Genomic DNA, 18,963 nt, shown 5'->3' with positions numbered 1-18,963 from the left:
AGTCCGACACCCTCGGTTCTGGACTGGGAGATTGAAAAGGCCCGGATCAAACGCAAACTGGTGCTATATGCCCAGCTGCATCGCACCGCAGACGGCACGGACGTCTTGCACGCCAACGACGCCCGAGGTGCGCGCTACTGGTTGCCACTCGGGATCGAACCGGTTGACGCTCAATCGCTAAGCGCTGCACTGCGTCGCCTGCAGGCCCACATCGCCAAGAACATCGTCATCTTCCCCAGTGGTCGCCTGGTCAACGTTTGCAGGCAGGCCACTGCGCCAGAACTGGTTGAGTTCGGACTGCTGGGGTACCCGGCCATACTGAACACAAGCAGCCAGATCGGTCCGGTCGATATGCTGAAGGTGCGCACGCCCCACCTCAAGCATCTTGAAGCCGAAAGCCTGCAAATCATTCGCGAGGCGGTGGCCGAGGCGGAAAACCCCGCGATGCTGTACTCGATGGGCAAGGACAGCGCGGTGATGCTGCATCTGGCACGCAAGGCCTTTTACCCGTCTCCACCGCCACTGCCTTTGCTGCACGTCGATACGCGCTGGAAATTCCAGGAGATGTACCTCTTCCGCGACCTGATGGCACGAGAAAGCGGTATGGACCTGCTGGTGCACATCAATCCGGAAGCCATCAGCAAGGGCATCAACCCCTTTGATCATGGTTCGGCACTGCACACCGACATCACCAAGACCGAAGGCCTCAAGCAAGCACTGGACAAATACAAGTTCGACCTGGTGTTCGGCGGCGCACGCCGCGATGAAGAGAAATCCCGGGCCAAGGAACGCATCTTTTCGTTCCGCACCCAGAGCCACCAATGGGACCCGAAACAGCAGCGCCCCGAATTGTGGAACCTCTACAACACGCGAAAAAAACCGGGCGAGAGCATTCGTGTGTTCCCGTTATCCAACTGGACCGAGCTTGATATCTGGCAATACATCTACCAGGAAAACATTCCGCTGGTCCCCCTGTACTTCGCCAAGGAGCGTCCCGTCGTGGTGCGCAACGGCATGACCATCATGGTCGATGACGCCCGCATGCCCCTGCTGCCCGGCGAGAAAATCGAAGCCAGGAACATTCGCTTCCGCACCCTGGGTTGCTACCCGCTGACCGGCGCAATGGAATCGAACGCCACCACCGTGGCTGACATTTTGCTTGAGTTGCTGGACTCCAGTCATTCCGAACGGCAAGGCCGAGCCATCGACAGTGACAGCTCCGCCAGCATGGAAAAGAAAAAGAAAGAAGGATACTTCTGATGTCCCCTAAAGCCCTGGCAATTGCCCCGCAACAACCCTCGACCATTGAGGCTTACCTCGAACAGCAACAGGGCCAGGACCTGCTGCGTTTTATCACCTGCGGCAGCGTCGACGACGGCAAAAGCACCCTGATCGGTCGCCTGCTGTGGGACTCCCGGCAATTGACCGACGATCAACTGGCAACCCTGAAAAACGAATCGAAAAAATATGGCACCCAAGGTGCTGACATCGACTTTGCGTTGCTGGTCGACGGCTTGTCGGCGGAGCGTGAACAGGGCATCACGATCGATGTGGCCTACCGGTATTTCGCAACTGCCAAACGCAAATTCATCGTGGCCGATACGCCGGGCCATGAGCAATACACGCGCAACATGGTGACCGGTGCATCCACTGCCGACGTGGCAATCATCCTTGTCGATGCGCGGCAAGGCGTGCTGACCCAGACCCGGCGTCACGCCTACCTGACATCACTGATGGGTATCCGTCACGTGGCGCTGGCCGTGAACAAGATGGATCTGGTCAACTTTGATCAGGACACCTTCCAGCGTATCGTCGAGACCTTCCAGGCATTCACCCAGACACTGGGCTTTGAGAAGGTCACGGCCATTCCTGTCAGTGCGCTCAAGGGCGACAACATCACCCAGCGCTCGGCCCACACGCCGTGGTACAACGGCCCAACGCTGATGGGTTACCTGGAAACCGCGCAAATCACCGCACCAGAAGCCGAACGCCTGGTGTTTCCCGTGCAGTGGGTGAATCGGCCGAACGCCTCGTTCCGCGGGTTCAGCGGCTATGTTGGCGAAGGCAAGGTCAACGTCGGCGACGAGATCCGCGTGACCCTCTCCGGTCAAACCGCAACGGTGGCGGAAATTGTCAGCATGGACGGCTCGATGCAACAGGCCGAGCGCGGCGACGCCGTCACCTTGAAGCTCGACCGGGAAATCGATGCATCTCGCGGCGACATCATTTCACTGAGCAAGAACCCGCTGGAAACCACCGACCAGTTTGAAGCAACGCTGGTGTGGATGGACGAAGAAGCCGGGCTGCACGGCCGCAACTACGACATCAAGCTTGCCTCGCAATGGGCCAGCGCCTCCATCACCACCATCAAATACCGGGTGGACATCAACACCCTGGCCCACGACGCCAGCACCCAACTACTGCTGAACGATATCAGCGTGTGTACGCTCGCCATCAGCAAACCAATGGTCTACGACAGCTATCAACACTCGAAGACCCTTGGCAGCTTCATCCTGGTCGATCGCATCAGCAACGCCACGGTTGCCGCCGGCATGATCACCCACAGCCTGCGACGCGCGCAGAACGTGCATAAACAGGCCCTCTCGATCAGCCGCGAAAACCGCGAGAAACTCAACGGCCACAAGGGCAAGGTCATCTGGTTCACCGGCCTGTCCGGTTCGGGCAAATCGACACTGGCCAATGCCCTCGAAGTCGAACTGCACGCCAGTGGTTATCGCACCTACCTGCTTGACGGCGACAACGTCCGCCAGGGCCTGAACAAAGACCTCGGCTTCACCGATGCCGACCGCGTAGAAAACATCCGCCGAATCGCCGAAGTGGCCAAGCTGATGATGGATGCCGGGTTGGTGGTCATGACTGCATTCATTTCACCGTTCAGGAGAGAGCGGCAGATGGCACGGGAACTGATCGGGGAAGAGAATTTTGTCGAGGTCTACGTCAACACACCGTTGGAGGTCTGCGAGCAGCGGGATGTGAAGGGGCTGTACAAGAAAGCGCGGGCGGGGCAGCTACCGAATTTGTCGGGGGTGGGGAGTCCTTATGAGGCGCCGCTTGCGGCAGAGGTTGAGGTGGGCTCAGACGGAATGACGATTAGAGAAACGATTGCAAAAGTCGTAGAAACTATAAAATCATAACCGTGCAGCCCATTGCTCAATAGTGATTATCGAGTCAGGGACGGCAGGCAGCCCCCCTGACTCGATCAGTAGTTTCCTTCCATGGCACCTACTCCATCCGGTTTAAAAACGCCTTTGGAAACTTGGCGCAACTGTCGACGAAAAGCGCGCAGTAATTTCTATGGGAGGAATCCCATGAAACACCCTTTTGTCACGTCGCCACTTCCAGGCTTTCGAACGCATGGCCCTCATCTTCGGCAACCGGCAAAATTGATAACTCAATACCGCCGACAATGTCGCCACTTGCTTTACTTTTTAATACCAACGGCATACTGCAAGGCGTACAGGTCAAGCTGGGGAGCACTTCGAGAGTGATTACACTGAAGTCCTTGGACAATACCGCAGGCAATACATTTCCACCCAGCTCAACCTGGACATCATCTACAACGCCACGAACCTTAAGCCAGAGGGCTGAAGCCCCATTCGCTTGAGCATTGAAAGGTTGCCCTGCATAGATCTCTTTTGGCCCCCAATCAATAACCTCCAGGCTCGCCCGCATCAAATCAGATTTAAGTTGTACACTTTCAGCTTTCAGCCGCTGATTTTCGGCATATAGGCGGGTTACATTAGCATTGTAATCTGCGATACCCTTTTGACTCCGTGAAAAAATATAATCTGCATCTTGAGACTTGCATAGACGCAGCGCTTCCAGATCCCCTCTGGGCGCGATTTCCTTATCTTGCAGTAACTGCTGATAGAGTAGGAAAGCTTTTCTTACATAAAGCCTGGAGTCGTTAATATTGCCTTCGATGGAAATATCCATTGGCTGCTTATGTTTGGACGAGTTCACCTTCAGCGAAAATGGCCCCAAGCAATCAGCCTGATAGGCTTCACCAACAAATTCGAGACACTCCCTGACGACCTGTTCCGGATTTGCAACAATATCATCATAATAAATTCGCTTTACTACGTCGGTGCCAAAGGCTTTCTCTGCAAGTTGGCATGCAGTCACCAGGCGCGTCCAGGTATTGTAGGCATTTTCCTCTTCATAGTCATTGGCACCAACACCACTGAAGTTCATCAGAGAGCTCGCCACCAACTTCGGATTGCGCAAAATATGTATAAATTTTGCATTGGGAAACATACGTAACAACGAGTACACAAAATGCGCATTTTCTGGTGTCGCATCCAACCAGCGCTTCTTGTCGGGGCTGGTGGAAAACTTGACAAACTCGGAGGCGTCCGCCGCATGTTGCGGCTGTGCAGCATTCTCAACAATATTGCTACGCGACTTGAGGATCAAATCATTGCAGGAGACCCCGGCCGCAATACAATAAGACCTGCGCGAGATGTTAGCCGACAAAAGAAACGAACGAGCCAGGCCTTTTGTCCCGAGATCATGCTGCGCTGCCGCATCAGTACTCATTTTATAAATATAATGAGTTTCTTCCAAAGGAAAGATATTAGAGTGCTGCCCCAACACCCATCCCATCAGACTTGTTGCGGAGCGATAACTACCGATAACAAATATTGGTTGAACACTCATTCACTACTCCCGAGCCCCTGAAAACAGGGAAAATTTTAAACTTACAAACAGCAATCGAGACATCACTCTGTACAACCTGCAAACATCCAGAAGCCACTAAACCTGTTAAAAACCAATGCACCTTACAGCGTCTTATGGAATTTCCCTGGCGACTTCTTTATGGTATCGCAACAGCTAAAATTTAATTTTTCTTATCTATTTTCTTGCACCACCCATCAAAAAATCGCTCACACAAAACATCAAATTCAGTAGCTGCGCCGATTATTTCCTAAAGGCGCAGCCTTTAAACTAAAGCATAAAACATACTAAACGATCAAACCGCAAAACTAGCACTTCTTACCAGCAACAACAAACTCATCCACAATTGAATTATCTTTCTTCAATTTAGCAACAATCTTAAACCCAGGGTTCACCCATTTGCCAGTTTTGGCTTCACCTACCATCCCACCTTCAACCCAGAGTTTCGACTCTCCGGCTATTGGCTCAAGCCAAATCTGTATAAGTCCGTTTTTTTGCTCGGCACCCAGCTTATTGGCATCCCACGCGACATCGACAACAGAGCCAGAACAGCTCAGTTCGACAGAAGAGTCACGAGTCACTTTGATGATACCAAAATTCTGGCCCGCTTTTATTTCGGCCCTGGCGACCTCTGTCTTTTTCGGGACATTATCCCCACCGCATGCAACCAAAGCCAATGTCAGGACTGAGAGTACTAGAACTTTTACGCGCACAAATCACCTCTTTAATTGATTAAAATAACTTCAATAAAACTTACTATTGCGAGCACTTCCAGAATTGCTTACCCGGCTTTGCACTTCCCATGAGAGCGAGAAATCATCCGGGTTGGCGTTGACGGATTCGTTGCCATAGGAACAGTCAAGAATCCATCCACCATTACTGAACCCGTCCGTATTGGTCTTCGAAACGCACAATATCGTCTTCACCCAGATACTCACCGCTTTGCACTTCGATCATCATCAGATCAATAACGCCAGGATTTTCCAGGCGATGTTGGTGCCCCGCAGGAATAAAAGTCGACTCATTGGTATTGATCAATCGAGTTTCGCCGCCATTGACTACCTTGGCCATGCCCTGCACTACGATCCAGTGCTCACTGCGGTGGTGATGCATCTGCAGTGACAGTGCCGCGCCGGGTTTAACCACAATGCGCTTGATCTTGAAGCGTGGACCTTCCTCTAGCACGGTATAAGTGCCCCAGGGACGAGACACTGTACGATGCAGGCGATAAGCCTGATGGTTCTGCAACTTCAGACGCTTGGCAACCTGTCTTACCTCTTGCGCCCGATCGGCATGCGCAACGAGCACGGCGTCGGCAGTCTCCACCACGATCAGATTATCTACACCGACAGTTGCAACCAGACGCCCTTGGCTCTGTACAAAAGTGTTGCGACTATCGATAAAGATTGCATCGCATTGAGCACGGTTTTGCTCTGCGTCAGACTCCACCAGATCGCGAAGTGCGGTCCACGAGCCAATGTCGTTCCAGTCGAATATCCCTGGAACCACCGCCACCTTGGCTGAACGTTCCATCAACGCATAGTCGATGGAAATATCAGGCATGGCCGCAAAACTTTGCGCGTGCAACTCGTGCATTTGCGAATTGGCTCCCGTCGAACGCGGGCTTTGCGCGACACAAGCACGGGCCAGCTCGAGCAGCTCAGGCGCATGCTCTTGCAATTGGCTGATCAGCCCCCCGGTGGTGAAGCAGAACATCCCCGAGTTCCAGAGAAAACAGCCGCTATCAAGGTACTCTTGCGCAGTGACCTGATCAGGCTTCTCGACGAAACGCACTACTCGACAACCACCACTTTCATCCAGTCCCTCTCCAGCCTCGATATAACCAAAGCCGGTTTCTGGCGCGGTAGGGCGAATTCCGTAGGTGACCAGATAGCCTTGTCGAGCCAGCGCTACGGCTTGCTCGGTAGCAACCTTGAACCCGGGCAAATCATGGATCAGGTGATCGGCGGCCATTACCACCATTACCGCATCGTCACCCTGCTCTTCGGCCAGTACCAAAGCAGCCACGGCAAGTGCCGATGCGGTATTGCGACCTTGAGGCTCCAGCAGAAAGCGCGCCTGGTGATGGCCAAGCTTGGTACTGGTGAAATGATCACGGCTCTCGAAGTAGTGTTCACGGTTGGTCACCGTAACAATTTCACCACCCTCGGCAATCAAACTGGCGGCGCGCAGGTAGGTTTTCTCGAGCAGCGTCTGACCACCCGGTAAACGCATAAAGGGTTTCGGATGATCCTCGCGTGACACGGGCCACAAACGGGTGCCGGCGCCACCGGAAAGAATGACGGGGATAATCATGGGACTTACTCCCTACCAACGCGGCGCAGGTCAGCTTCAACCATCATCTGAATCAAAGTGTTCAAACTGGTTTTTGGCGCCCAGCCAAGTTTCTGCTCGGCCTTGCCTGGATTACCCAACAACACTTCAACCTCGGCAGGGCGGAAAAATTGTGGATCAATGACAACATAATCCTGATAGTTCAAACCAACATGCTCGAAGGCCAGTTTGCACATATCACGTACTGTGGTGGTTACACCGGTAGCTACCACGTAATCGTCGGCTTGTTCTTGTTGCAGCATCAACCACATGGCTTCGACGTAATCACCGGCAAAGCCCCAGTCACGCTTAGCGTCGATATTGCCCAAGCGCAGTTCTTTCTGCTTGCCCAGCGAGATCCGCGCGACAGCATCAGTAACCTTTCGGGTGACAAATTCAATGCCGCGCAGTGGCGACTCATGGTTGAACAGGATCCCGCTGGAAGCGTGCAGGCCAAAGCTCTCACGATAGTTAACGGTAATCCAGTGGCCATAAAGCTTGGCCACGCCATAGGGGCTACGCGGATAGAACGGAGTGTTCTCGTCCTGGCGCTCGGCCTGAATCAAACCAAACATCTCGCTGGTCGATGCCTGGTAAAAACGCGTCTCCGGTGAAAACTGGCGGATGGCTTCAAGCAAATGCGTGACGCCCAGACCATCTACAACAGCCGTTGTTACCGGCTGGTCCCAAGAGCTACCGACAAAGCTCTGAGCACCAAGGTTATAGATTTCATCAGGCTTGGATTTGATTACGGCGCGCTGAATCGAACAGGCGTCGGCCAGATCGCCTTCATGATAGCGAATCTGATCCTCAACGCCCAGTTCACGCAGCCGCCAGCGCGTATCGCTACTACGTCTTGCCACGAGACCGTGAACCTCGTAACCCTTTTCGAGCAACATCTTGGCCAGGTAAGCGCCGTCCTGCCCGGTAACACCAGTAATCAATGCAGATTTAGACATTTTTTAGTTCTCTTGCTTCCCATTCAGAGAGCACACTCTGAAGAGTTTTCGTGATTGACACTCCAGGCTTCCACCCAGTTTCTTTTTGTAATTTGTTTGAACAGCCAACGACTCTGCGCTGTTCAGACAAACGCAATCGACTTGCGTCCTGTACCAGTTCAACCTCAACTCCGGTCAAACCAGCCATTTGCATGATCAGATCGCGCACTCGCCACTCCACTCCCGAGCAGACGTTGTAAATTTCACCGTTACGTCCATGTTCCAACAACCCCAGATAGGCCTGTAGCACATCACGAACATCGAGAAAGTCACGGGTTACATCAACATCACCGACCTCCAATTGGGCCGGCTGCAAGCCTTGGCGCACGCGAATCAGTTGGCGCGCCATACTCGGAATAACGAAAGATTCACCCTGCCCCGGACCGATATGATTAAACGGACGGGCAATAACAATTCGCCAAGGTTCGCTATAACTCCACTGCTGGCAAAGCAGTTCGGCAGCAACCTTGCTCACGGCATAGGGATTACGCGGGCGTGGTGCCAGACACTCACTGATCGGCAGGTTCTTTTCCTCGACCTGACCATAAACGTCACCCGAGCTGACATATAGAAAAGTGCCGCAAAAGCCGCGGCGCTTGAGCGCTTGCAGCAAGTTCAACGTACCCAGCAAATTAATCTGCAGTGTCCGCTGCGGATCACGAAATGCCTCAGGAACGAAGGTCTGTCCGGCCAGGTGAACGACAGCATCGGGACACTCTTCCTGCAGCCAGGCATCCAGCGAAGCACTATCCAGCAGATTATAAGGCTTAGGTGCAAGTACCTGCCACGATCCAACTTCAGTTGTCGCTAACAGCGCTTGGAGATGCCCGCCGACAAAGCCGGTCAAACCTGTAACAAAAAGTTTTTTCATGTTGGAGTTTTCAATTTCAGTGACCTCATGCGCTTTGAACGGGGCACAATGCAAGCCCCGCATGATAGAGCACTACGGACAAGACAGCGATTGCTTGCAAGCCATCAATATCTGGCCGATAGGCAACACTTATAGAATTTAAACTACGCATCATTCCCTACCCTGCACCAATAAGCCAAACAACAGTTCGCCCATCCAATAGACCCGCACTTCACTGCAGGCCACGCCTACAGAATTCGCCCTAGGCTTAAATGTTTGAGCTGTCAAGCTCCAACAACTCAAACATCGACCAAGAGGTGTACCAAGATCTGCTTTATGCCAGGTTTTTTTCGGCGAACGAGTACGAACTTAGCGGCAACTGGGAGCGGGTTGTGCTGAAGCCGATATCATCAAGAATATTGCTTAGTGATACCCACGCGGCTTCTACTCCCCATTCCTGCAGTGCGAAGCGTTGCCCCGACTCGCTCAACTCATTCCAAAGCGATTCACTTTCATAAACCCGCACAATCGCTTCGGCGAAAGCTTCAGCATCGTCGGCCACAAGAATATTTTTATCGGCCGTCAGCAACATTCCCTCTGCCGCCAACGATGTAGCTACAACTGGCAAACCGTGAGCCATTGATGTACCGATTTTGCCCTTGATACCGGCACCGTAGCGCAGAGGCGCGACGGACACCCGCATCTTGTCCAGCAGTGGTGGCAAGTCTTCGACAAAACCGGTGATGACTACGTCTTCACTTTCGAGCGCCAAAATTTCTGCCGGCGGCTTACTGCCAACCGCGTAGAAGCGCACACCTGGCAATCGCTCTCGCAAAAACGGCATGACTTCGGCAACAAAATACTGAACGGCATCGACGTTTGGAGTGTGCTGGTAACCGCCAACAAACAGGATGTCTCGTCTAGCCTTGTAGCCTACTTCAGTACCTGTGACGTCCATGATCAAAGGGAACAAATGGATTTTTTCATTCGGCAGTTGAGGGCGCAATAATTCTAGTTCATTTGTGCTGACCACAATTGCAGCATCCGCGCCCTTGATTGCCGAGAACTCCACTTCCTTCATGTCTTTAGCTGCACTGGCCTTTGCCGGATCATCCAGCAACTTGGCCTCGCGCTCCATTCTCAGGAAATGCAGGTCTACCGTATGATACAAGACCTTGGCGCGGGGGCAGTGCTTGCGAACCAGTTCCAGATTTCGCTCAACTACTTTAGGGCGCAACAGGTAAACAAGATCATAACGATCCTTGGCTTCCAGCAAATGCTCTTCAACCGTCTTGACATAAGGCCTGTAAAGCACTTCGATGCCTACTCGTTGCAGAGCTTCAGTGTAGCCCGGCATATACAGAAAATTATCTTCCGGAATAAACGTTACTTGGAAGCCCATTTCACGCAGCAGCAAGAACGTATTGAAAGCCAATACTGAACCAGCATCTTCATTGGGCGTTGGGGTGCAGTGATCCAGAATCAAAACCCGTCGAGTGGCCATACGATCCTTTGCAAGATCAAGGTTTTGCCCGTTCTTTTGATATGTCTGCAGACGTTCCTTCCAGCGAGCGAACATTTTTTGCATGTTCACAACCTGATAGGACTTGGCTCCCTGGGTTTCATCCCGCCCCGAAGTCACACCCTCATAATGCACTACGACTGAAAGCGGTTGATAGATAACACGATAGCCCCGATCCCTGATCTTCAGAGCCAGATCGGCATCCTCACAATAGGCTGGCAAATAATGTTCATCAAAACCGCCCAACTCTTCGAATAGATCTTTCGGGACTAGAATCGAAGCCCCTGAGCAGTAATCAACTTCGCGCGCATAGTTATAGACAGGCAAGTCCGGATTCTGATTTCTACCAAAATTCCACGCACTGCCATCTTGCCAGATTATCCCACCGGCTTCTTGCAGAGTACCATCTGGGTAAATAAGCTTCGAACCTGCCAGTCCGGTACCAGGGAACTCCTGGAAAGTCCTGAGCAGCTCATCGAGCCAGCGAGGCAACACTTTTGTATCGTTGTTCAAGAAACACAAATACTTTCCTTTCGCTGCAAGTGCACCATTATTGCAAGAGCGAATGAAGCCCTGATTGACTTCGTTGCAAACCAGGCGAATTCCGTTTACTGCCTTAAGCAGCTCAACGGAGTTATCCGGCGAGCAATCGTCGACAACGATGACTTCAAAAGGAATTCCAGTGGTGTTTTCAGCCACAGAAGCCAGGCAGCGCAGCGTGTAATCACACTTACCGTAGATAGGTACAATGATAGAGACGAGCGGTTGCAACGAGGTCTCGATGCTTATTTCGCCGAACGTATCCTCTGCACATTCGGCGAATTCTTCATTCAATGTCGAAGGATCGACCGAGGGCTGCTTGTATCCAACCTGAACATCTGCCGCCGCAACTACGGACGGAAATTTATTAATCAATAAATTTCTATGTGACGCCTTGGCTTTTGGGCTAAACGGCAATTTCTGATATACACACTTAGCGTTCCTGAGCAAAAGTTTGATGTAGCGTTTGGTCTGTTTGATCGGTGAAAACACCCAACGGCTAATTTCGCGAAGAGGCATAGTCAAACGCCAAGAACTACTACCTTCCAGTTCTGCAATTCGTTCCCGAGCTTCTTTTAGCTCTTCGGTCAACCTGAGTGCCCACTGTCCGCGACGAACGACCTCTTCCTTTTGAGCTTCGTGGTCGACCACTTTCATATTCAGATCAAGCAGTCTCTTATCGTAATCGGCTACGCTGCGTTCGAGGTACGCAATTTTTTCAGCACTCGCAGAAACCTGGTTATTCAGGTTGGCGACTTGGGCATCATGCACCGAGCGAGCCTCATTTGAAGTAGAAAGATGCTCAGTTTGTTCAGCCAACGCTTGAATAAGGCTCACAGTGTGCTCTTCATGCTCAAGTAATAGTTTTTCGAGCGTCTTGAGCTTCAATTGCTCTTCAATCAGAGCTTCACACGACTCAGACAGATTATTGTCTCTTGCGCTATCCAGACTAGCAATTTGCCGATCTTGCTGGAGCAGTAACTCATCAAGTTCCGCCAGTTTTTCCTGCGCATCGCTCAATGCCTGATTGAGCGCCGTCAGCTTGATATCACGCTCGACCAGATTCTGATCAAGACTCGCAATCTGGTTTTCCTTCTCGAGCAACAGGTGCTCAAGGCCCCTTAGTCGTTCCTGCTCTTCACCTCTGACTGCACTCAGGTCAAATAGACTTTTATCAAGGCTCGCAATTTGCAGATCACGCTTGAGTAGCGCCTCATTGAACTCCGCAATCTTGCTATCGCGTTGCTTCAACATCTCGCCCTGATCCGACAGTTCGGCTTCCCGGCTTTCGACGAGCTGATTCAGTTGAATAACTTTCGCATCGCGCTCCAGTACCAAAGCCTCGATCGTCCGAATCTGCGCCTCTCGCTCATTCAAGAGTTGGTCGCGCTCGCCAACGGAGTGGCCAAGGTGGTGTATTTGATTTTCGGAAGCCAGTACCGATTCTTTCAGTATTTCAATATGTTTTTCGCGCTCAGCGACTATTCTACCTAGTCCCTCGACGTTCCGTTCCTTTTCGCCGAGGATCTGGCTGAGGTCACCAATCTGGTTTGCCTGCTGAGTTATCGTGGCTGAGTACCTTGATGCAGTACTACTCGAAATTTTAGCAACGAGGTTCAATAACTCGGCCTGATCGGAGATCAGTTCAACTGAGTAAATCTCGGCGCTAGGAACCTGTATACGATCCAACTCCTCCCACGAGTGAACATCCAGGCAGAGGAGCGTTGCCGTTTCGACACCGTTCGTACTGATATTTCTCGACTTGCTTAGACCGACATAAATATACTTTTCGCTGACGCATATACCTCGTGCATATCCTCCCAGCGCCCTGGAACGGAGCAATTCACCTGCCGGAGAATATTCGCAAAGCCCTTGCTCTTCAGAGTTAGCGATCAGAAGGTTCTCACCAAACGCAGTGAGACTGTGGGGCTGTGAAAGCCCTGCGATCAAATGCTTCCCTGTATTCAAATCTCGTACGTAGCCCGAGTTCCGGGTATGGCCTTTGTAGCCGCGATGTTCGGCGAATTTTCCGAACGCAGAAAATACAACTGCGCCGCCCCATACAGCGAGACAGTTTATATGCAGCGAGTCATCCTCACCTGGGAAGACCCAACGCTGCTCTTCTTCGCCTTCAAGGTTCAACTTGACAATTTCGTTCCCGGTCGTGGCAACGATATAGATATGATCATCGACAATAAGCGCATCGTGAATATCATGAAACTTTACAGTCGACTCGGTTACCTCAAGTGTCTGCTCGCCGTGAATCAACAAAGTGGCAGGTTGCAGTCCTCTTACAAAGTGCCTGGAAGCACGTCCCAAGCCTGTCGCACTAGTGCCATCCAGCTTATGAACTTTATTTTCATTGACTAAAAACAAACCGCCTTCGTTAGGGCTGGAAACCAGAAGCCCCGAGAAAAAGTTAATCATTTATCAAAACCCTAGGAGAAAAGCCAAAATCAATGATTTCCGTCACTATGTCCTGCTTTATCGGCAGCACGCGAAATGCCACGGCATCGATCAACCGATGCAATACGGTTTCATCCTGCCCGAGCGCACCAAATGTTCCGGCATTAAAAAAGTACACTCCCGAACTCAAGATACAATTAAACTCAAACTCCACGTCAATTACTGTACCGGCGCTGACATAGGGAATGGTTAGATCTTGCGAAGGCACCGACAAAACACCGCCTAGTGGAAAACCTGACTTTGTCTTTATTACCGTACCAAATCTGACCAACGTCGCTGACTGGGAAAAATGCACTTGATAGCTATATTTGTACTTTCGACCACGCACCAGCGTATTGACCGGACGACCGTCCAGCGTCTTTATCCCTGGATTCTGAATGTGGGCACCTTGTGAGTCCGTTTCGATCATGCAATCGGACTTCAATCCAGCATCGAAATAGTCTTCAGCTTCTTTCACTGGTACCGGCAAAGCCGTATCGACACCCATTACAGGAACAACTGCAGCCAGCGCGATATCAGAACGAATTTCAGCCCGCTTTTCCTGTGGCGCATAGAGCAATTGCTGATATTTACCGATAATCTCTTTTGGCTCGCCCACCAACAGCAATTCTCCAGCATCCATCAGAATTGCTCTATCGCAAAGCTCCACGACAATATTGCCAGAGTGCGACACAAACAAAATGGTCGTGCCTTTGGCCTTGATACTTTCAATCCGCGAAAAGCACTTACGCTGAAACAATTCATCGCCTACCGACAGGGCCTCATCAACGACGAGCACTTCAGGATCCGAGTTTATCGCCACGGCAAACGCCAATCGAACCGACATACCGCTGGAGTATGTTTTTACGGGCTGATCGATAAACTGGCCTATATCGGCAAACGCTTCGATTTCTGCGTAACGGGCGTCGATTTCTTTTTTTGTGAGACCGAGTACAGCGGCGTTCATATAAACATTTTCACGCCCGGTAAACTCGGGATTAAAACCGGAACCAAGCTCCAAAAGCGCTGCGATCCGACCGTCGACCTTGATATCCCCACCGCTGGGATTCAATGTGCCGCAAATCATTTGTAACAGCGTTGATTTGCCACTGCCATTACGACCGACGATACCCACGGTCTCGCCCTTTCTGACCTCGAACGAAACGTCCTTCAAAGCCCAGAATTCACGATAATATTTCTTGAAGCCACGGGCTAACATCTGCAACAGTCTGTCGCTGGGCTTTTCATATATTTGAAAGCACTTGCTCAGGTTGCTTACCCGAATGGCTACCTGACTACTCAAAGCGGGAATCAGCGCTATTTCATCAGGACTGACGCCGGCCTGCATTTTCTCTTCAGAGGACATCGGCAAATCCCTTTCGCGTTTTCTGGAACCAGGCAAAGCCAAGCCATGAAAAGGTCAATGCGCCAGCAGAATAGCCCAGCAATACCAGGTAATTCGGCCATTCCCCCCAAATCAACACAGCCCTTGCTTGCTCAATAATTGGAACAAGTGGATTCATCTGCATGATTTGTTGGTATTCGGCAGGCAATGACGAAACGGAATAAAATATTCCTGAGAGAAACATCAGCATTGTAATCACGACACCGATGACTTGCGTAATATCACGCAAATACACTCCCAGCGAAGCCAGAGCCCAAGAGATCCCCATTGAAAACATTAATAAGGGCAACATGACAAAAGGCAGAAACAACGCAGTTGAATGAGGTACGCCGAAGAACACGGAATAAAACACCAGCCACACGACAATACTAATTAAACTATGAAACAGTGCGGCGCCCATCGATACCCAAGGAAGAACCTCTAATGGGAAAACAACTTTTTTCACATAGTTCACGTTCGACAGTATCAAGCTTGGGGCACGCCCGACGCACTCCGAGAACACGTTAAAAACAATTAGACCGGCAAACAACACCAAGGCATATTCTGTTTTAGACCCCTCTTCGTGCCCTCCCCATCTTGCATTGAAGACAACGCTGAATACGAAGGTGTAAACCCCAAGCATTAATATCGGGTTAAACAACGACCAAAACAAACCAAGACTGGAGCCCCGGTAACGACCCAATATTTCTCGCTTGGTGAGCGCGGCAATCAGTGCGCGGTTACGCCAGAAACTGGCAACCATTTCGATCGGAGAAGTCGAAAAATGTTGCATTAACCAAACACCTCAGCCTGCGCCAACAAAGCGCCTTGTGCATCTTTCGCCGACAGTGCCGGAGGCTCATTTATCGGCCAATCGATACCCAGTGCCGGGTCATCCCAGCGTATGCACCGCTCATGGGATGGCGCGTAGAAGTCCGTGGTCTTGTAAAGGAATTCCGCGGTGTCCGAGAGCACGACAAATCCATGGGCGAAACCTTCGGGCACCCATAGCTGATGGTTGTTTTCCGCTGACAAATAAGCGCCGACCCACTGCCCGAATGTCGCGGAGTCACGACGAATATCAACGGCCACATCAAACACTTCGCCCTGGACGACGCGAACGAGTTTCCCCTGGGGCTGTTGTACCTGATAGTGCAGGCCGCGTAATACGCCCCTGGTTGAGCGAGAGTGATTGTCCTGTACGAAATGAACGGAACGCCCCACTACCTCTTCAAAAGCGCGCTGATTGAAACTTTCAAAGAAGAACCCGCGCGGGTCACCAAACACTTTAGGTTCGAACAACACAACATCGGAGATGGCTAACGGTGTGGCTTTCATCTGAAAATCGTCTCCTGCAGGAGACGCTTGAGATATTGGCCATAGCCGTTTTTCGAAAGCGGAGCAGCGAGTTTTTCAAGCTGTTCGGCATCGATCCACTTCTGGCGGAAGGCAATCTCTTCCGGGCAGGCGACTTTGAGACCCTGGCGATGCTCAAGTGTGGCAATGAAGTGACTGGCCTCCAGGAGCGAGTCGTGGGTGCCCGTATCCAGCCAGGCGTAACCGCGGCCCATGATTTCCACGGACAGGTTGCCTTGCTCAAGATAAATGCGGTTAAGGTCAGTAATTTCCAGTTCGCCACGAGGCGACGGCTTGATGCTTTTGGCAATCTCGACAACTTGCTTGTCGTAGAAGTACAGACCGGTCACGGCGTAGTTCGACTTTGGCTGGAGCGGTTTCTCTTCCAGGCTGATCGCCTTGCCTTGAGCATCGAACTCCACCACCCCGTAACGTTCCGGGTCGTTGACGTGGTAGGCAAAAACACTGGCCCCATCGACGCGCTCCATGGCGCTCTGCAACAGTTCGTTGAAATGATGGCCGTGATAGATGTTGTCGCCCAGCACCAAGGCGCACGGATCGTTACCGATGAAATCCTCGCCAATGATGAATGCCTGTGCCAGACCATCCGGCGACGCCTGCACCGCATAGGAAATGTTCAAGCCCCAACGGGCGCCATCCCCTAGCAGTTGCTCGAAGCGCGGGGTGTCTTGCGGCGTGGAAATGATCAGGATATCGCGGATACCGGCCAGCATCAGGGTGCTCAGCGGGTAGTAGATCATCGGCTTGTCGTATACCGGCAGCAACTGCTTGGAGATGGACAATGTTGCAGGGTGCAGTCGAGTTCCCGAGCCGCCGGCCAGGATGATTCCTTTACGATTGAACATATTCACTTCTCTAGAATTTCTGTAAGCATCCGTGCCACACCGACTTGCCAATCAGGCAGGCTCAGCGCGAAGGCGTTTCGCAGTTTATGGGTATCGAGGCGGGAGTTGTACGGACGTTTTGCTGGCGTTGGGTATGCTTCAGTACCAATCGCTCCGACCTGCGTCGGGGAGACTTTCAAGTCCACGCCTGCCAACTCGGCTCGTTCAAGCACAAAGCGCGCATAGCGGCACCAGGTGGTTTCACCTGAGGACGCAAGATGGTAGAGCCCGCTCAGTTCCGGGCTTGCGAGGGTGCTGCGCACAGCATGGGCAGTGACGTCGGCCAACAGCTCCGCCCCGGTCGGTGCACCGAACTGATCGTCGATGACGTTCAAGTTCTCGCGCTCACGGGCCAGGCGCAGCATGGTCTTGGCGAAGTTGTTGCCTCGTGCGGCATACACCCAACTGGTACGGAAAATCAGGTGCGCGCAGCCACTGGCCTGAATCGCCTGCTCGCCCGCGAGTTTGCTGGAGCCATAGACACTCAACGGTGCGACCGGATCACTTTCCTGCCAAGGGGTTTCACCGTCGCCGGCGAATACATAGTCCGTGGAGTAATGCACCAGCAAGGCATTCAGAGCCAACGCTTCCCGGGCCAGCACTGCCGGCGCTTCGGCATTCACCCGATGCGCCTGCTGCGATTCGCTTTCAGCCTTGTCGACAGCGGTATACGCCGCGGCATTGACAATAACGTCGGGCGCAAAGCGCTGTACGGTGGCGGCGAGCCCCGCCAGGTCATTCAGATCGCCACAGTAATCCGGGCTGCGGGAGTCCAGTGCGAGCAACTCACCTAGCGGGGCAAGACTGCGTTGCAACTCCCACCCGACCTGGCCGTTTTTACCGAGCAATAGAATTTTCATGCAGTACGTCCGGCGTAGTTTTTCTCCACCCACTGAAGATAAGCACCGGACTGGATATTGCTGACCCAATCCTGGTTATCCAGGTACCACTGGACGGTTTTACGGATGCCGGTTTCAAAGGTTTCTGCCGGTTTCCAGCCCAGTTCGCGCTCAAGCTTGCGAGCGTCGATGGCATAACGGCGGTCATGCCCGGGACGATCGGTCACGTAGGTGATTTGAGCGTTGTAAGGCTGACCGTCGGCGCGTGGACGCATCTCGTCTAGCAAGGCGCAGACCGTATGCACGATGTCCAGGTTCGGCTTTTCGTTCCAGCCGCCCACGTTATAGACCTCACCCACGATGCCGGCTTCCAGCACGCGACGAATGGCGCTGCAGTGGTCTTTGACATACAGCCAGTCACGAATCTGCTGGCCATCACCGTAGACAGGCAATGCCTTGCCGGCCAGTGCGTTGACGATCATCAGCGGAATGAGTTTTTCCGGGAAGTGATACGGCCCGTAGTTGTTCGAGCAGTTCGTCGTCAGTACCGGCAGGCCATAGGTGTGATGGTAGGCACGTACCAGATGATCACTGGCGGCCTTGCTGGCCGAGTAAGGGCTGTTCGGCTCGTACTGGTGGCTTTCGCTGAACGCGGCTTCATCCTTGGCCAGCGAGCCATAGACTTCGTCGGTAGACACATGCAGGAAGCGAAACGACTGCTGCGCATCGGATGCCAGGCCCTTCCAGTAAGCGCGCACGGCTTCCAGCAAGCGGAACGTACCAACGATGTTGGTCTCAATGAAGTCTTCCGGACCGTGAATGGAGCGATCAACATGCGACTCGGCGGCGAAGTTCAGGATTGCGCGAGGTTGATGCTCTTCCAGCAGGCGGGCCACCAGGGCGCTGTCACCGATATCACCACGCACAAATACGTGCCGCTCGTTACCGGCCAGGCTGCTGAGGTTATCCAGGTTGCCTGCATAGGTCAGCTTGTCCAGATTGACCACAGTCTCATCAGACTGAGCCAGCCAGTCCAATACGAAGTTCGCACCGATGAAACCTGCACCGCCAGTTACTAAGATAGTCATTGAT

At 52.4% G+C, this 18,963-nt stretch carries 14 protein-coding genes; 2 read left to right on the top strand and 12 right to left on the bottom strand.

All coding sequences use genetic code 11. The features are described from left to right. The first annotated feature begins 318 nt into the window (after window positions 1–318). Window positions 319–1,260: a sulfate adenylyltransferase subunit CysD gene (cysD, locus tag ACM6J5_RS20745; protein ID WP_371918278.1), complete on the top strand. Its 942-nt coding sequence runs from the start codon at window positions 319–321 to the stop codon at window positions 1,258–1,260. Next, the gene (gene cysN / locus ACM6J5_RS20740) at window positions 1,260–3,155 is read left to right on the top strand and encodes a sulfate adenylyltransferase subunit CysN (RefSeq protein WP_150673532.1); all 1,896 of its coding nucleotides are present in this window, start codon (window positions 1,260–1,262) and stop codon (window positions 3,153–3,155) included. Before cysD ends, cysN begins: the two co-directional genes overlap by 1 nt. A 190-nt stretch (window positions 3,156–3,345) precedes the next feature. Here cysN and ACM6J5_RS20735 read toward each other — a convergent pair whose 3' ends face one another. From ACM6J5_RS20735 to rfbB, 12 genes are all read right to left on the bottom strand, one after another. Further along, window positions 3,346–4,680, bottom strand: a complete 1,335-nt coding sequence (locus tag ACM6J5_RS20735) for a sulfotransferase family protein (RefSeq protein ID WP_095945338.1) — start codon at window positions 4,678–4,680, stop codon at window positions 3,346–3,348. A 326-nt stretch (window positions 4,681–5,006) separates the two neighbouring features. Next, window positions 5,007–5,411, bottom strand: coding sequence for a hypothetical protein (locus ACM6J5_RS20730; RefSeq protein WP_095945339.1), 405 nt, complete (start codon window positions 5,409–5,411; stop codon window positions 5,007–5,009). A 163-nt stretch (window positions 5,412–5,574) separates the two neighbouring features. Continuing rightward, window positions 5,575–7,014 carry a mannose-1-phosphate guanylyltransferase/mannose-6-phosphate isomerase gene (locus tag ACM6J5_RS20725; protein ID WP_095945340.1) on the bottom strand — a complete coding sequence of 480 codons (1,440 nt, stop codon included), beginning with the start codon at window positions 7,012–7,014 and terminating at the stop codon, window positions 5,575–5,577. 5 nt (window positions 7,015–7,019) lie between these two features. Beyond that, window positions 7,020–7,991, bottom strand: coding sequence for a GDP-mannose 4,6-dehydratase (gmd, locus tag ACM6J5_RS20720; RefSeq protein ID WP_095945341.1), 972 nt, complete (start codon window positions 7,989–7,991; stop codon window positions 7,020–7,022). Then, window positions 7,984–8,901 carry a GDP-mannose 4,6-dehydratase gene (locus ACM6J5_RS20715; protein WP_095945342.1) on the bottom strand — a complete coding sequence of 306 codons (918 nt, stop codon included), beginning with the start codon at window positions 8,899–8,901 and terminating at the stop codon, window positions 7,984–7,986. The genes gmd and ACM6J5_RS20715 overlap by 8 nt, the downstream gene beginning before the upstream one ends. A 313-nt stretch (window positions 8,902–9,214) precedes the next feature. Beyond that, window positions 9,215–13,369, bottom strand: coding sequence for a glycosyltransferase (locus tag ACM6J5_RS20710; RefSeq protein WP_095945343.1), 4,155 nt, complete (start codon window positions 13,367–13,369; stop codon window positions 9,215–9,217). Next, window positions 13,362–14,690 (bottom strand): ABC transporter ATP-binding protein, encoded by a 1,329-nt coding sequence (locus ACM6J5_RS20705; protein ID WP_172435385.1) that lies wholly within the window; start codon window positions 14,688–14,690, stop codon window positions 13,362–13,364. Before ACM6J5_RS20705 ends, ACM6J5_RS20710 begins: the two co-directional genes overlap by 8 nt. Before the next feature lie 52 nt (window positions 14,691–14,742). Beyond that, a complete protein-coding gene (locus ACM6J5_RS20700) occupies window positions 14,743–15,564 on the bottom strand; it encodes an ABC transporter permease (protein WP_095945345.1) in 822 nt (273 codons plus the stop codon). Then, the gene (rfbC, locus tag ACM6J5_RS20695; RefSeq protein ID WP_095945346.1) at window positions 15,564–16,109 is read right to left on the bottom strand and encodes a dTDP-4-dehydrorhamnose 3,5-epimerase; all 546 of its coding nucleotides are present in this window, start codon (window positions 16,107–16,109) and stop codon (window positions 15,564–15,566) included. The genes ACM6J5_RS20700 and rfbC overlap by 1 nt, the downstream gene beginning before the upstream one ends. After that, window positions 16,106–16,993: a glucose-1-phosphate thymidylyltransferase RfbA gene (gene rfbA, locus ACM6J5_RS20690; protein ID WP_095945347.1), complete on the bottom strand. Its 888-nt coding sequence runs from the start codon at window positions 16,991–16,993 to the stop codon at window positions 16,106–16,108. The genes rfbC and rfbA overlap by 4 nt, the downstream gene beginning before the upstream one ends. A gap of 2 nt (window positions 16,994–16,995) precedes the next feature. After that, window positions 16,996–17,892: a dTDP-4-dehydrorhamnose reductase gene (gene rfbD / locus ACM6J5_RS20685; protein WP_095945348.1), complete on the bottom strand. Its 897-nt coding sequence runs from the start codon at window positions 17,890–17,892 to the stop codon at window positions 16,996–16,998. Next, the gene (gene rfbB, locus ACM6J5_RS20680; RefSeq protein WP_095945349.1) at window positions 17,889–18,959 is read right to left on the bottom strand and encodes a dTDP-glucose 4,6-dehydratase; all 1,071 of its coding nucleotides are present in this window, start codon (window positions 18,957–18,959) and stop codon (window positions 17,889–17,891) included. Before rfbB ends, rfbD begins: the two co-directional genes overlap by 4 nt. Window positions 18,960–18,963 lie beyond the last annotated feature (4 nt).

Origin of the sequence: Pseudomonas sp. IT-P74, from assembly GCF_949768175.1 — a bacterium.
Classification (GTDB): domain Bacteria; phylum Pseudomonadota; class Gammaproteobacteria; order Pseudomonadales; family Pseudomonadaceae; genus Aquipseudomonas.
Note: the sequence above shows the minus strand (reverse complement) of the source record. Positions and strands in the feature narration are given on the sequence as shown.

Bases quoted from the DNA above. Each gene is read 5' to 3' on its own strand.
- rfbA (WP_095945347.1), bottom strand. From the start codon at position 16,993: ATGTTCAATCGTAAAGGAATCATCCTGGCCGGCGGCTCGGGAACTCGA.
- ACM6J5_RS20715 (WP_095945342.1), bottom strand. From the start codon at position 8,901: ATGAAAAAACTTTTTGTTACAGGTTTGACCGGCTTTGTCGGCGGGCAT.
- rfbB (WP_095945349.1), bottom strand. From the start codon at position 18,959: ATGACTATCTTAGTAACTGGCGGTGCAGGTTTCATCGGTGCGAACTTC.
- ACM6J5_RS20725 (WP_095945340.1), bottom strand. From the start codon at position 7,014: ATGATTATCCCCGTCATTCTTTCCGGTGGCGCCGGCACCCGTTTGTGG.
- ACM6J5_RS20735 (WP_095945338.1), bottom strand. From the start codon at position 4,680: ATGAGTGTTCAACCAATATTTGTTATCGGTAGTTATCGCTCCGCAACA.
- ACM6J5_RS20700 (WP_095945345.1), bottom strand. From the start codon at position 15,564: ATGCAACATTTTTCGACTTCTCCGATCGAAATGGTTGCCAGTTTCTGG.
- cysN (WP_150673532.1), top strand. From the start codon at position 1,260: ATGTCCCCTAAAGCCCTGGCAATTGCCCCGCAACAACCCTCGACCATT.
- ACM6J5_RS20710 (WP_095945343.1), bottom strand. From the start codon at position 13,369: ATGATTAACTTTTTCTCGGGGCTTCTGGTTTCCAGCCCTAACGAAGGC.
- rfbD (WP_095945348.1), bottom strand. From the start codon at position 17,892: ATGAAAATTCTATTGCTCGGTAAAAACGGCCAGGTCGGGTGGGAGTTG.
- rfbC (WP_095945346.1), bottom strand. From the start codon at position 16,109: ATGAAAGCCACACCGTTAGCCATCTCCGATGTTGTGTTGTTCGAACCT.
- gmd (WP_095945341.1), bottom strand. From the start codon at position 7,991: ATGTCTAAATCTGCATTGATTACTGGTGTTACCGGGCAGGACGGCGCT.